At 67.4% G+C, this 13,531-nt stretch carries 11 protein-coding genes; 5 read left to right on the top strand and 6 right to left on the bottom strand.

Annotation, left to right across the window (positions count from 1 at the left end; all coding sequences use genetic code 11):
* Window positions 1-143: 143 nt before the first annotated feature.
* The 4 genes from QFZ42_RS11640 to bioD all read left to right on the top strand — a co-directional run bounded on the left by QFZ42_RS11640 (window position 144) and on the right by bioD (window position 4,714).
* On the top strand, window positions 144-1,004 hold the full coding sequence (locus QFZ42_RS11640; protein ID WP_307701100.1) for an NmrA family NAD(P)-binding protein: 861 nt from the start codon (window positions 144-146) through the stop codon (window positions 1,002-1,004).
* Between the two features lie 320 nt (window positions 1,005-1,324).
* Window positions 1,325-2,719 (top strand): adenosylmethionine--8-amino-7-oxononanoate transaminase, encoded by a 1,395-nt coding sequence (gene bioA, locus QFZ42_RS11635; protein WP_307701099.1) that lies wholly within the window; start codon window positions 1,325-1,327, stop codon window positions 2,717-2,719.
* Window positions 2,703-3,935 (top strand): 8-amino-7-oxononanoate synthase, encoded by a 1,233-nt coding sequence (gene bioF, locus QFZ42_RS11630; protein WP_307701098.1) that lies wholly within the window; start codon window positions 2,703-2,705, stop codon window positions 3,933-3,935. The genes bioA and bioF overlap by 17 nt, the downstream gene beginning before the upstream one ends.
* Window positions 3,932-4,714: a dethiobiotin synthase gene (gene bioD / locus QFZ42_RS11625; RefSeq protein WP_307701097.1), complete on the top strand. Its 783-nt coding sequence runs from the start codon at window positions 3,932-3,934 to the stop codon at window positions 4,712-4,714. The genes bioF and bioD overlap by 4 nt, the downstream gene beginning before the upstream one ends.
* Here the strand turns inward: bioD and QFZ42_RS11620 are convergent.
* Window positions 4,697-5,755: an aldo/keto reductase gene (locus QFZ42_RS11620; protein WP_307701096.1), complete on the bottom strand. Its 1,059-nt coding sequence runs from the start codon at window positions 5,753-5,755 to the stop codon at window positions 4,697-4,699. The genes bioD and QFZ42_RS11620 overlap by 18 nt on opposite strands.
* Window positions 5,756-6,002: 247 nt before the next feature.
* Here QFZ42_RS11620 and QFZ42_RS11615 point away from each other — a divergent pair, with 247 nt between their 5' ends.
* The gene (locus QFZ42_RS11615) at window positions 6,003-6,995 is read left to right on the top strand and encodes an AraC family transcriptional regulator (protein WP_307701095.1); all 993 of its coding nucleotides are present in this window, start codon (window positions 6,003-6,005) and stop codon (window positions 6,993-6,995) included.
* Between the two features lie 20 nt (window positions 6,996-7,015).
* Here the strand turns inward: QFZ42_RS11615 and QFZ42_RS11610 are convergent, their stop codons facing one another.
* The 5 genes from QFZ42_RS11610 to QFZ42_RS11590 all read right to left on the bottom strand — a co-directional run bounded on the left by QFZ42_RS11610 (window position 7,016) and on the right by QFZ42_RS11590 (window position 13,494).
* Window positions 7,016-7,246, bottom strand: coding sequence for a BON domain-containing protein (locus tag QFZ42_RS11610; RefSeq protein WP_307701094.1), 231 nt, complete (start codon window positions 7,244-7,246; stop codon window positions 7,016-7,018).
* A 238-nt stretch (window positions 7,247-7,484) separates the two neighbouring features.
* Window positions 7,485-8,900, bottom strand: a complete 1,416-nt coding sequence (locus QFZ42_RS11605; protein WP_307701093.1) for a DUF5666 domain-containing protein — start codon at window positions 8,898-8,900, stop codon at window positions 7,485-7,487.
* The gene (locus QFZ42_RS11600; RefSeq protein ID WP_307701092.1) at window positions 8,897-9,739 is read right to left on the bottom strand and encodes a DUF6502 family protein; all 843 of its coding nucleotides are present in this window, start codon (window positions 9,737-9,739) and stop codon (window positions 8,897-8,899) included. Before QFZ42_RS11600 ends, QFZ42_RS11605 begins: the two co-directional genes overlap by 4 nt.
* Window positions 9,740-9,860: 121 nt before the next feature.
* Entirely contained in the window at window positions 9,861-10,355 is a 495-nt protein-coding gene (locus tag QFZ42_RS11595) for a GspH/FimT family pseudopilin (protein WP_307701091.1), read from the bottom strand.
* Between the two features lie 28 nt (window positions 10,356-10,383).
* Complete coding sequence (locus tag QFZ42_RS11590) at window positions 10,384-13,494, bottom strand: pilus assembly protein (protein ID WP_307701090.1); 3,111 nt, start codon at window positions 13,492-13,494, stop codon at window positions 10,384-10,386.
* Between the last annotated feature and the right edge of the window lie 37 nt (window positions 13,495-13,531).

Below are 13,531 nucleotides of genomic sequence, written 5' to 3'. Positions count from 1 at the left end.
TCTCCGCGCGGTGCGAGGGAGCCGGTGTGGGAATAGACCCACGACGGGCGTCGTCCAAGCCGGGCGCCTCGGGCGGTGGCGGGCCGCTAGCGTCGAACCATGTCGATTCCTGTTGGTGGCCAACAGAAAGAGAAGGAGCACGCATGACGCACGTCGTCCTGGGCGCGACCGGGCATGTCGGCTCGGCGCTGGTTTCCGCACTGCTTGCGCAAGGCGAGCAGGTGGCCGCGGTCACGCGCAACGCCGCGCATGCCGAAGCCCTGCGCCGGCAGGGCGCCAACATTGCGGAGGCCGACCTGTTCGATGTGCCTTCACTGCGGCGCGCGGTGGCGGGCGGCAAGCGGCTGTTCCTGCTCAACCCGCCGGCGCCGCCTTCCACCGACACCGCCGCCGAAGAGCAAAGGAGCTTGAATTGCATCCTCGAGGCGATAGCAGGCCTGCCGCTGGAGAAGATAGTGGCCGAGTCCACCTACGGCGCGCAGCCCGGCGACCGCATCGGCGACCTCGGCGTGCTCTACCAGATGGAGCAGGCGCTTGCGGCCGGGCCCGTGCCCGTGAGCGCGATCCGTGCGGCCTACTACATGAGCAACTGGGACGCCTCGCTGGAGGCCGCGCAAAGCGAAGGCAAGCTGCACAGCATGTACCCGCCCGACTTCAAGCTGCCGATGGTGGCGCCGCGCGACCTCGGCGAATTTGCGGCGCGGCTCATGCTTGGCGAGGCCCGGTCCTCCGGCCCGCACTATGTCGAGGGGCCGGAGCGCTACTCGCCTGGCGATGTCGCCGAGGCTTTCGCGCAGGCGCTCAGTCGGCCGGTGGAAGTGGTGGTGACGCCGCCCGACCAATGGGAGCAGGCGTTCCGCTCGATGGGGTTCTCGGAGGCGGGCGCGAGGTCTTATGCCGCCATGACGCGTGTCACTCTCGAGAAAAAGGAAGAGCCTGAAAACTCCGAACGAGGCGCGACTTCATTGGGCGAATACATCTCGGCGCTGGTGAAGAAGAGATAGAGACAGGCTGTGCTTTCCAGGCTGGGATTGCCGATCCTGAAAATCAGCCAACAACCTGTCCGATACCAAGAACCATCCCGTCGGACCGGCGGACGCTCGACACTCCGCAACTATCTTTATCGTCAGCAAGACAACTTGCATCCATGACCCGGCACGCTCTCTGAACGCGATGCCGGCCTGTTGCGCGAGCCTGGTTTGAACCGGCAGGCTTCAACGGCGAACGTCGTCCAAACCAGGGGCATCTCGCATCCGCGCCGGCGGTTTGCCGCGGCGGGTTGCCGTCGATACGATCCCGCGCCTTGCCCCACAGGATTACGCGGATGCCGCCAACGATTGCTTCCCACCCGACACCTGCGCCGTCGAAAAACGCCGACTGGCAGCAGCGCAGCCGGCGCCACGTATGGCATCCGTGCACCCAGAGCATCCGGCTCGAAGCGGTGCCGCCGTTGCCGATCGCACGGGGCGAGGGCGTCTGGCTGTTCGACCACGACGGGCGCCGCTATCTGGACGCAACGAGTTCGTGGTGGGTCAACCTCTTCGGCCATGCCCATCCGGCCATCAACGCCGCGCTGAAGGACCAGCTCGACACGCTCTCGCATGTGATGCTCGCCGGCTGCACGCATGCGCCGGCCGTCGAGCTGGCCGAGCGGCTTGCCGCTTTGACCGACCATGCGCTGGGCCATTGCTTCTACGCCTCCGATGGCGCTTCGGCGGTGGAGATCGCGCTGAAGATGAGCTTTCACGCATGGCGCAATGCGGGCCGCAGCGGCAAGCAGAACTTCGTCGCGCTGCGGCATGGCTACCACGGCGAAACGCTGGGGGCGTTGCATGTGACCGACGTGCCGGTGTTCCGCGACGCCTACGCGCCGCTGCTTGCGAATGCGCACCTCGTTGCGTCGCCCGATGCACGGGCCGCGCTGCCGGGCGAGGACGCGGTGGACGTGGCGCGGCGCGCCGCCGGCGAACTCGAAGCACTGCTGGCCGAACGGCATGCATCGATTGCGGCCGTGATCGTCGAGCCGCTGGTGCAATGCGCCACCGGCATGGCGATGCACGACCCCGAATACCTGCGCCTCGTGCGCGCGCTGTGCGACCGCTACGGCGTGCACCTCATCGCCGACGAAATTGCAGTGGGATGCGGGCGCACCGGCAGTTTCTTCGCGTGCGAGCAGGCCGAGATTTGGCCCGATTTCCTTTGCCTGTCCAAAGGCATCAGCGGCGGCTACCTGCCGCTGGCGCTGGTGATGACGCGCGATGCCATCTACGAAGGCTTCGTGGACGACGACGTGGCGCGCAGCTTTCTGCATTCCCATTCCTACACCGGCAACGCGCTCGCCTGCCGTGCGGCGCTCGCAACGCTCGACCTGTTCGAGCGCGAGGACGCGCTGCGGCGCAACCGCGCCCGCGCCGAACGGTTGATCGGCCGGCTGCGCGAAGGGCTCCGCGGCCTGCCCGTCGATCATTTGCGCCAGCGCGGAATGATCACGGCCTTCGACGTGCGCGAGCCCGGTGCCCGCTTCGCGGAGCGCTTTCACCTGGCCGCACGGGCGAACGGACTGCTGATGCGCCCGATCGGTGCGACGGTCTACCTCATGCCGCCCTATGCGATAAGCGACGGCGACATCGACCGGCTGGTCGACGGCACGCTGGGCACGCTGGAGGCCGTCACCGCTTCCAGCCATGCAGAAGGAGGCCGCGATGCTGCGCTTGCTTGAACGCCTGCAGGACGAAATCACGGCGCTCGATGCCCAGTCGCTGCGCCGCCGCCGGCAGATCGCCGAGACGGCCTGCGCACCCCGGCAATCCCTGACGCTGGCGGGTGCGGCCGAGCAGCGCACCATGCTCGGCTTCAGCAGCAACGACTACCTGGGCCTCGCCGCGCATCCGGCGCTGGCGGCCGCACTGGCCGAAGGCGCGGCGCGCTACGGCACGGGCAGCGGCGGGTCGCACCTGATCCTCGGCCATTCGCGTGCGCACGCGGAGCTCGAGGAGCGGCTGGCCGGATGGATGGCACCGTTCGTCCCCGAGGCGCGGAGCCTGTTCTTCTGCACGGGCTACATGGCCAACCTGGCGGTGCTGTCGGCGCTCGGCGGTGCGGAGGCGGTGATCTTTTCCGAGTCGCTCAACCACGCGTCGCTGATCGACGGTGCGCGGCTGGCCAAGGCGCGCGTCGAGCGCTATCCGCACTGCGACGTGGCGGCGCTCGATGCGCAGCTCGCGGCCTGCGATGCGCCGGTCAAGCTGATCGTGAGCGACGCGGTCTTCAGCATGGACGGCAACATTGCGCCCGTGGGCGAACTGCTCGCCCTGGCCGAGCGCCACGACGCCTGGCTCGTGCTGGACGACGCGCATGGCTTCGGCGTGCTCGGCGACACCGGCCGGGGCGTGCTGCAGGCCATGGCGCTGCGCTCGGAGCGGTTGGTGCTCGTCGGCACACTGGGCAAGGCGGCGGGCGTGTCGGGCGCGTTCGTGGCGGCGCACCGCACCGTCGTCGACTACCTCGTGCAGCGGGCGCGGCCCTACATCTTCACCACCGCGGCGCCGCCGGCCATCGCGCACGCGCTGCTCGCGAGCCTCGCGCTGATCGAAGGCGAGGAAGGCGACGCGCGCCGTGCGCAATTGAAGATGCGCATCGCCCAATTGCGCCGGGGCCTGAAAGCGATCCTCCCGCCGGACGGCAGCGCCTGGCTGCCCGATTCACCCACCGCGATCCAGCCGCTGATCGTCGGCGACAACGCGCGTGCGATGCAGACGATGGCGCAGCTCGACGTTCATGGCTTGCGTGTCGGCGCGATCCGCCCGCCGACGGTGCCCGCAGGCACCGCGCGGCTGCGGATCACGCTGTCGGCCAGCCACAGCGAGGCCGATGTCGCGCGGCTGGTCGATGCGTTGGGCGAAGCATTGGCACAGCCCTGGAAGGAGGCTGCATGAGCGCGCGCAGCGCCCAGGGTGCACCCATGGCGCCCCGCCGCTGGTTCGTCACGGGTACCGACACGGGCGTCGGCAAGACGCTGGTCAGCAGCGCGATGCTGAGCCTGCTGGCCGGATCGGGCCAGCGGGCGGTCGGCATGAAGCCGGTGGCTGCGGGCCTGGAATGGGTCGACGGCGAGTGGCGCAACGATGACGTCGAGCAGCTGCGCGCGGCGGGCAATGTCGATGCGCCTTTGGCCTTGCGCTGCCCCTACCTGCTGCGTGCGCCGATGTCGCCGCACCTGGCGGCGAGGGAAGAGGGCGTGCGCATCGAGTTGCCGCCGCTGCTGTCGGCCTTCGCGGCGTTGTCGCAGCGCGCCGACGCGGTGGTCGTCGAAGGTGTGGGCGGGTTCTGCGTGCCGTTCGGCGACGACCTGGACAGCGCCGACCTCGCCGTCGCACTGGGCCTGCCGGTGATCCTCGTGGTCGGGCTGCGGCTCGGTTGCCTGAACCACGCGCTGCTCACGGCGGAAGCCATTCGCGCGCGCGGTCTCGTGCTGGCGGGATGGATCGCGAGCGTCATTGAGCCTGGCATGCTGGGACCCGAGGCCAATCTGCAGACGCTGCGCGGCCGTCTCGGGGCGCCCTTGCTCGGCGTGGTGCCGCACCTGGCCGAGCCTTGTGCGGCAAGCGCGGCGCGGCACCTCGACCTGCGCGCGTTGCGTGCCACCGCGGCCCACGCTGCGCATCACCGGTCGGCCGCGCTGGCCCGATTCGACTCCTCAGCCGTGCTGGCCTGATTCGGCGAGGCGCTTCGCCCGTGCGCCGCCCTGGCGTTCGAGCATCCAGCCCGGGTATTCGGAGGGCAGCGCGCTTACCTTGTCGAGCAGGGCCAATTCCTCGGCGGAGAGCCGGATCGCGGTGGCGGCGATGTTGTCGTCCAGTTGCTCGACGCGCTTGGCGCCGATGATCACGCTGGTCACCACCGGCTGGTGCAACAGCCACGCCAGGGCGATCTGCGCCACCGACACCTTGCGCGCCTCGGCCAACTGGCGCATCGCGTCGATGCAGTCATAGGCGCGATCGACGTTCACGGGCGGAAAGTCGAAGCTGGTGCGGCGGCTGCCTTTTTCGGCCTCCCCCACGTCGATATGACGTCCGTACTTGCCACTCAGCAGGCCGCCCGCCAGCGGGCTCCAGACCATCAGGCCGAGGCTTTCGCTCTGCAGCATCGGCGCCAGCTCGCGCTCCAGGTCGCGGCCCGCGACGGTGTAGTAGGCCTGCAGCGATTCGAAACGCGCAAGGCCCTGGCGCTCGGCAATGCCCAGTGCCTTCATGATCTGCCAGGCCGCCCAGTTCGACACACCCACATAGCGCACGTGGCCTTGCTGCACCAGGTTGTCCAGCGCGCGCACCGTTTCCTCGATGGGCGTGACCGGGTCGAAGCCGTGGATCTGGTACAGGTCGATGTGGTCCAGCTGCAGGCGCTTGAGGCTGGCCTTCACGCCGTCCATGACGTGATAGCGCGAGGCGCCGGCGGCGTTCGGGCTCTTGCCGGTTTCGCCGAACACCTTGGTGGCGACCACGACGTTTTCGCGCGGCACCTTGAGGTTCTTCAGTGCCTGGCCGGTCATGTTTTCCGAAAGGCCTTCGGAGTACACGTCGGCGGTATCGATGAAGTTGATGCCGGCGTCCAGCGCCCGGCCGACCAGGCTTTCGGCCTCGGCCTGCTGGAGATTGCCGATCTGGCCCCAGATGCCGCTGGAGCCGCCGAAAGTCATGGTGCCGAGGCAGAGCTCGGAAACGAACAGGCCGGTGCGGCCGAATCTGCGGTATTGCATGGAAAAGGTCCTTTGCGTGGATGGCGCCTGAAGCGGGCTGTAGCCCGTGGCGGCTTCAAAAGTATCCGGCCGCGGCGCCGGGCATGGCGAGCGCGTTTCTGCAAAGTCTTTGCCTATTTCTCCAGAACTCCCGTCCGGCCCGTGCAGATTCGTTGGTGCGGCGCTAAGCTTTGAACCACCCGATCCTCCAGGCTCCCCGCCGCTGCGGTGCAGCCCGGCGAACCCAACCCCTGACAAGGCCCAGAACATGTCCGAAGAAGCACCCGAAATCGCTGCCGCCATTGCCCAGCCGATGCCGCTGGACCCCGAACTCGACGACGCCAGGAAGGAGCTGGTGGCGCTGATCAACCGCATCACGCGCGGCCGGGACGGCACCGTGGAAACGCCGGTGGCCGGCCTGCAGGTGTTCTGCATCAGCAAGCCCGACGGTCCCAAGCACGCCTTCGCGACCCCGGCGCTCGGGCTGATCGCGCAGGGTTCCAAGCGGATCATCGTGGGTGACGACATCTATGTGTACGACCCGATGCACTACCTGGTGACCTCGGTCGACCTGCCGGTGTGCGGCCAGGTGCGCCTGACGAGCGACAACGAGCCCTACCTCGGCGTGCGGCTGGAACTGGCGCTCGACGAAATCGGCGAACTCATCGGCGACGAGAAGCTGCCCGCGAAAGCCAATGCGCCCGCGTCGCGCGGCATGTATGTCAACCGCATCGCCATGCCGGTGCTGGAGCCGGTGCTGCGGCTGCTGCGGCTGGTCGAAATGCCGGAGGACGTGCCGATCATGGCGCCGCTCATCAAGCGCGAGATCATGTACCGCCTGCTGGTGAACGGCGAGGGCGCGCGGCTGCGGCAGATTGCGCTGCAGGACAGCCACACGCAGCGCATCGCCAAGGCCATCAGCGCGCTGCGCGTCAACTATGCGCAGTCGCTGCGCATCGAAGACATGGCCCGCGCGGTGCACATGAGCGTGTCGTCGTTCCACCACCATTTCAAGGCCGTCACCGCCATGAGCCCGCTGCAGTACCAGAAGCAGCTGCGCCTGCAGGAGGCGCGCCGCCAGATGCTGATGGCCGGTGCCGACGTGGCGAGCGCGGCGCACAGCGTGGGCTACGAAAGCCCGTCGCAATTCGCCCGCGAGTACGGCCGCATGTTCGGCGCACCGCCCATGCGCGACAAGCGGCGCTGGCTCAGCGACGCGGAGAACGACGCCCTCGGCGCGGGGTCGATGCAGGCTGCCTGAGGCTCCGTTCCTTCGCGGGCTCAGCGGTCGTTCGAGCGATCCACCGTGGTCAGCCGGTTGACGATCAGCGTGACGCCTTCGGCGCGGCGCACGACACGCTCGACGGCGGTCTTCAATCCTTCGCTGGCGAGCCTGCCATGCAAGGTGACCACGCCGTCCGTCACGCGCACGTCGATGTCGCAGCTGCACACCGCCGGGTCCCAGTTCAGTTGGGCAAAGACCTCGTGCCTGAGTTGAATGTCAGGGTTCATCTCGATCCTTTCGCAAATGGATGTTCCAGAACGGCCATGCCGGACGGGAACACGCATTCACAGAATGCCGTGATTGCGAGAGGGATGCGGGCTCGGGCAACGGACCGACGCTGTAGTTACACAAACTTCCATCTGCGCGGAGGGCGGATACCGCGGAACAGTGGTCTGCGCTCGTTGCCTTGGCAGGCGAGAAAGCGCGGACCGGTGGGCTATAGACGAGGTGGCCCGCAGACGGTTCTCAGGGCGCGAAGGTGACGCGCTTCGCGATCAGCACGCCGTTCTCGACCGTGTCACCGACCACGGTCACGCGGCGGCCGTTGGCCAGATCGACAGCGGTGCCGTTCTCGAAGACTGTTCCGGGGCGCCCGGCGTTCACCTGACGGCCTTGCACCTTGAAGTCCGAGGGCGACTGATAACCGCCGATGGCGCCTATCAGCGTGAAGTCGACCGGCCCGCCGACGCCCGGGACGTTGCGGATGCGCAGCTTTTTCACGACCAGAATGCCGTTGCTCATGAAGCCGTCGACTTCCACCTTGACGCCGTTGCCGATCGACGTCGGAAGACCGCCGGTGACGCGTGCATTGGATGCATCGACTGTCGTCCCCAGAATCTTGAACGGGGCGGCGAGCCCGCTGTAGTCGGTGATGACACCCGCCAGCTGCACCGCGGCGGCGTTCTGCTTGGGCACCGCATACCAGCCCTGGACCTTGGTCGCGTTGAACACTCCCGCGACCGGCGCCACGCTGCCGCGCAAGCGAACGAGGGCGCCCGCCAGTGTGGATTCATCGATGCCGCCCGAGAACGCGGCGTTGTCATAGTGAACCGTGAGTTGGCCGAGCGTGAAGCTCTTGCTCAGCGTATCGAGGTTCTGCGCGAATCCGGTCACCAGCGGCTCGGAGGAGGTGGGCTTCAGTTCGACGCGCGTGGCACGCAAGGTGCCCGGTGCGGAGGGCAGGCCCCAGACCTGCACCACGCTGCCGGCCACGATGTCCGTCAGGCCGGTCGCGCCACTCCACACGGTCGCGTTGTCGGTAGAGACGGTGGTGCCCATCACCACGAAGCTGCCGGCCCCGACATTGATGGTCGACACCGCACCGCGCAATTCGGCAGCCGAAACGACCTGCTGCGCCGTCGCGGCGGTGAACTCGCTGTCGATCTTGCCGGCAATGCGCACGCTCATGCCGATCTGCAGCTCGCTGGTGTCTTCGAGACTGAAATTGGCGGGGGCGATGCCATCAGGGGCTTCCGGGTAGGTCTTGTACCGCACGCCGTTCAAGATGATGCTGCCCAGCCCACCCACGGAGCCGACGCCGGTCGCGTCGGCCGTGCTCACGCCGGTGCCGCCCGATCCCACGCCGTCGCCGCTGCCATTGCCGGCCGTGCTCGTGCCGTCGGTGCCACCGCTCGTGCCGCCCGCGCTGCCAGTGCTGCCGGTGCCACCCGAACCATCGGCTCCGCCCGCGGTGCCTGTGCCGCTACCACCACCCGTGCCCGTACCGGCCGAGTTGTCGCCCGAACTGCCCGCGGCGGTGCCGCTGCCAACGCCCACGCTGCTTGCGGAACCTCCACCACCGCCCCCGCCCCCGCACGAGAGCAGCAAGGCGATGGCTCCTGCAAAGAGGATGCCGCGCATCCATCGGCAGTGATTTTTCATGGTGTCTTCTCTTCCCGCTGGGGGGCGACGCCTGGCACCAGCGGCGCCGCGTCGTCTTCATAATACGTGTAGATGCCAACCCGGATGCGCCCTTTGGCGCCGCTCGGAGCCCGGTCGACGGCGCGCGTCATCTCGCCCGCCAGTTCATGGTGCAGTGCGGACCAGCGTTCGCGCACCAGTTGATGGATATTTTCGCAATCTTCCAGCTCCAGGCCGCGCGCAAACACCGCGCGCTCGAGCATGCGGGGCTGCTCGCCGAGGGTGTTGGACACCGCGGCCAGCAGGTGGTCGCGGCCGTTGTCGCCCAGAAACGCCAGCATCGACTGCAGGTCGCCCTCGGGCACGAAGCCGTCGACCTTGAGCTCGGCGCAGCCGTTCTGCTCGGCCGCCATGTTCAGGCGCACCAGCTCGTCGAGGATGGTGCGGTGGTGCACATTGCCGCGGCTGCCGAGCCTGGCCACGGTTTCGAACGAGGGCATGTCCTCGCCGTCGGCGGTGATCGGCAGCCGCTGGTAGGCATGGTTTTCCGACACCATCTGCAACCACAGCGTGAAGGTCTTCGCCGCGGCTGATATTTCGGTGTGGGGCAGGGCGTCGACGGTTTCGCGAACCTTGGCCGTCACGGCCTTGCGGTTCAGCCCGGTCGTGACCGACAGCTGGCTGATGTTCGGCTTTGACACGCCCTGCTTGCGCCAGGAGCGCTTGGCTTCTTCCAGCAGCAGGTCGCGCAGCAAGACTTCCAGGTGCGGATGCTTCACCCCCATGGCCAGGGCGAGCCTCACCACCGGCCGCAGGATGCGGGCGCAGGCGGCAAGTGCCCAGTCCAACTGGTGTTCCATGAAATGAAGCGTATTTACTGATGCGACGGCCGAAAAGCGGCGTGAACTGGCAGTCCTGAAGGCTGCATTAGTGCACTATTGTCCGCGTCGCCGAGGATCGCACAAAAAAGACCTCACTCACTCACGCACCGCAGCTGCCTGCGTTGGTTCGCGTGATCGAGGAGCGTCCCGTGGCACTGATCTTGACCACCCGCTCCTGGTTACCCAGGGGAGTGGCCCGGCAGATCGTGATGTTGGCCGCGGTACCGCCCACCCCGGTGGCCTCGAAGGAGAGGGCGCTGAGGCCGCCGCTGTCGCGCATCTGGTAGCCGCTGGCGGTGGCGGGCTGCTTCTGGATGACTTGCCCGCCGTTGCTGATGACGATCCAGCCGGCTTCCCACTGGCCGTTGGTGGCGCAGGCCGTGCCGTTGGACGAGGCGCACAGCGTCACCGCCGCATTGCGCTTGATGGCTTCGCTCCGGGCCAGCTGGCTGCCGGCCACGAGATCGGTCGAGTAGGAGGTCAAGCGGCTCGAAAGCCGGATGTTGTCGAAGGAGGGCACGGCCACCGACACCAGCACCACCAGCACTACGATGGTGACCATCAGCTCGACGAGCGTGAAGCCGCGTGCGCGCATGCCCTTCGTTATCCGCACCTTGCGCACCTTACTTCTGGATGAACCAGTAGACGCGGCCCTTGGGCTGCGTGAAGGCGGTCTTGACCGCCGCGCCCTTCGGGCTCAGGAACGAATCGGGGTTGGCGCCGATCACCACGTCGCGGAAGGTGTCGCCCACCATGACCCGGCCGACCACGGGCGAGGGCGCAAGGCCGCCGCCGACCACGTTCTGGAAGCGGGCGCCGTTCTGCCCCGTGGCGTTGAGGTACGACAGGTTGTAGACGTTGGCGGTCCCCAGGTCGGCTCGGCACGACTGGCTCACGGCCGGGTTGGTGGGCGTGTGGGTATTGAAGGTCGTGTTGCCGTAGGCCGTGACCGACGAAGTCACCACCTGTTCGCCGGCCGCGAGCACCAGGTACCAGCCTTTCTTGGCCGCCAGTGCGGTGGGCGTAGGCGCATCGGTGCCGGTGATGGCCAGCAGGGATCCGTGGCACAGCAGCGAGTTGCCGTCGCAGTTGCTGGATTCGCTGGTGAGCCAAGTGGCGTCGGCGGGCTTGTCCACCATCATGTAGAAGCGGTTGGAGACGCCAAGCGCAGCGGCATAGGACCGCAGCGGCTTTTCGCGGTCGCCAGAGCCCAGCAGCAGCACGTAGAGGCCGTTGTCTTCGACCACATCGGGGCCGAACATGAACTTGCGGTTGGGCGTGCAGGTGGCGGTCGTCGTGGCGCAGCCGAGCGAGGCGATCTTGGTCATCGTCCAACTGCCCGGTGCGGCAGCGCCTATGGCAATGCGGTAGACGTTGCCGCCCAGGTCGGCCGCATAGGCGATCTTGGCCAGGCCCGCGCTGTCGTTCACGATGGTCACTTCGCCGGTCACCGCACGGTCGGTGGTGAAGGTCTTCAGGACGTCGCCGGTGCTGGCGTCGAGCACGTAGACCTTGTTGCCCTTGGCGGCCGTGCCGCATGCCTTGGTCGGGTCGGTGGTGTCGACGTCTTCGCACTTGTCGTAGCCGCCGCCGAACATCACCATGGGCGTGCTGCCGGCGCCATAGCCGGCCGATTTCACGATCTTGGGAGCCGACCAGGTCTGGCCGATGCCGCTCATGTCGTTCGCGCCGGTATCGCAACCGACATCGTTGTCCTGGTTCGGGCAGCCCCTGCGCCATTTCAGAATGGGCGCCGTGGGGTTCGACACATCGAAGGCATACACCAGGCGGCCGCCGCGGCGCATGCTCGCGTAGAGCCACGCCGACGTACCCTGGCGGTAGGCCGCCATGGCGCCGTCCATGCCATAGGGCTTGGGAGCTGTAGCGCCCACGCTCACTGGCACACCGGGAAAACTGATGCGCGTGGTGTTGGCGTACAGCCGCTTGATGCTGCCGTAGAACTCCGGCGGCACGAAAGCCCACAACTCGCTGCCGGGCGCCGCCGAGCCGATGGCCGCGCTCTGGTTGCCGTTGACGGCGCGCAGCACGCCGTCGTTGGCACCGTAGAACACCACCACCTGCGGGGCGGCATCGGTGCCGTAGTTGATGGCCACGGGGCGCGAATGCACCACGTCGCCGTGCACCGAAGGCCGCATGGCGGTCGTGGAGGTCAGGGGCTTGCCGGTCGAATCGGTCCGCTCGTCGCCCTTGTTGTCCAGGCCGCGCAGCCATTCGATCAGCGTGGCACGTTCGGCGTCGCTTTGTGCGCCCAGGGCTGCCGCGGTGATGCCGGCCGTATTGCCGGTGCTGAAGCTTGTCAGGATCGAGCAGTTGCCCGGTGCACAGGTCTGGACGTTGCGGTCGGCCGTGAGCACCTGCCGCAGCATGTAGCCCTGCGCGCCTTTTTCGACCACGTTGCCGTCCGGGCTTTCGGCCGCCTCCTTGCCAAGGCAGTCGCCCGCGGGCCGGAAGCTCCAGTACGCATCGGTGTCGCTCGGCGCGGGTGTCCAGAAACTTCGTGCGCAGGGCGCAATGAAGCCGGTCTGGTTGTTGATGGCGTTGGCGCCGGCCGCGTCCTGCAGGATCAGCTGGTTGCTGCTGTCGAGCCCGAGCTTGTATTGCTTGAGGTTGCCGTTCCAGCGCGGATAGGCGGAATCGTCGGGGCGGAACATGCCCACGAACACCTGGTTCAGGTAGGTGCCCTGCGTGTTCACGCTCACGGGCAGGCTCACCGACGAGAACACGCTGTTGACCGACTGGATCTTGCTGAAGATGTCGTCGAGCGCCTCCTTGAGCGCCAGGCCCAGGTCGACCTTGGCGCTGAGGTCATAGTACTCACCCTTGCTCTGGCCCGCCATGCTCTTGAGCAGCGCGCTCCAGCCGGGACCCTGGCCGCCGGAGGCCGTCGCTGTTTCGACCGTGTAGACCTTCACGCCCATGCTGCTCTGCAGGAACTTGGCCCATTCGTCGGCCACGTTGTCCTGCGAGCCGCTCGGGCTCAGCGGAATGGTGGTGGTGGTGCCTCCGGCCGTACGCAGCGCATTGGTGGACGTCGTGGTGTCGCTGCTGTTGTCCTGCGCGGCGCCGTTGCTGATGTAGATGACGTAGGTGCCGATGCAGTTCGCGGTGTTGGGCGCGTTGTAGGTGGTGCCGCCGAATGCATTCAGCGGATTGCCGGGAAGCGCCCAGATCGCCCGGGAAGCCACCGAACCGGCGGACTCGTTCTTGCCGCTGCCGTAGGTGGAGACATTGCCCGTGTAGTCGGCCTTCAGCTTGTTGTTGCCGGCCATTGGCGCCTGGCCGGCCAGGTAGCGGTACACCTCCGCCATCATCTTGCCGGCCTTGCCGCCGTTGGACTTGTCGGCGCTGACGTCGAGGTTGCGGATCATCGTGCCGTACTTGGCCTTGGTGGCGTCGTCCATCAGGCGCACGCCGGCGCGCAGGTAGGCGCCGTCGACGTTCGAGTTGCCTCCGCCCGTTTCGCTGAACATCATCACGCCGACCTTGAACTTGCCCGTGGGCAGGCTCTCGAACGCGCTGGCCAGCGCGTTCATCTCGGCGGCGAACATCGGAGTCCAGTTGGCGGTGTTGTCCACCACGAACAGCACGTTCGGTGCGTCCGCCACGGTCTGGTTGTAGCCGACGAACAGATCGATGTCTTCCGCCTGAGCCGCGGACAGGCTGAGCATCAGCAGCGCGGCGGCCCAGAGCGGCCGGAAGAAGTTCTTTTTCATGATGTCGATCCGTTCGTCGTCGTGATCATTCGGAGGA

Source organism: Variovorax paradoxus, from assembly GCF_030815855.1.
GTDB lineage: Bacteria > Pseudomonadota > Gammaproteobacteria > Burkholderiales > Burkholderiaceae_C > Variovorax > Variovorax paradoxus_M.
The sequence above is the reverse complement of the archived record's forward strand: the minus strand, read 5'-3'. Positions and strand labels throughout refer to the sequence as shown.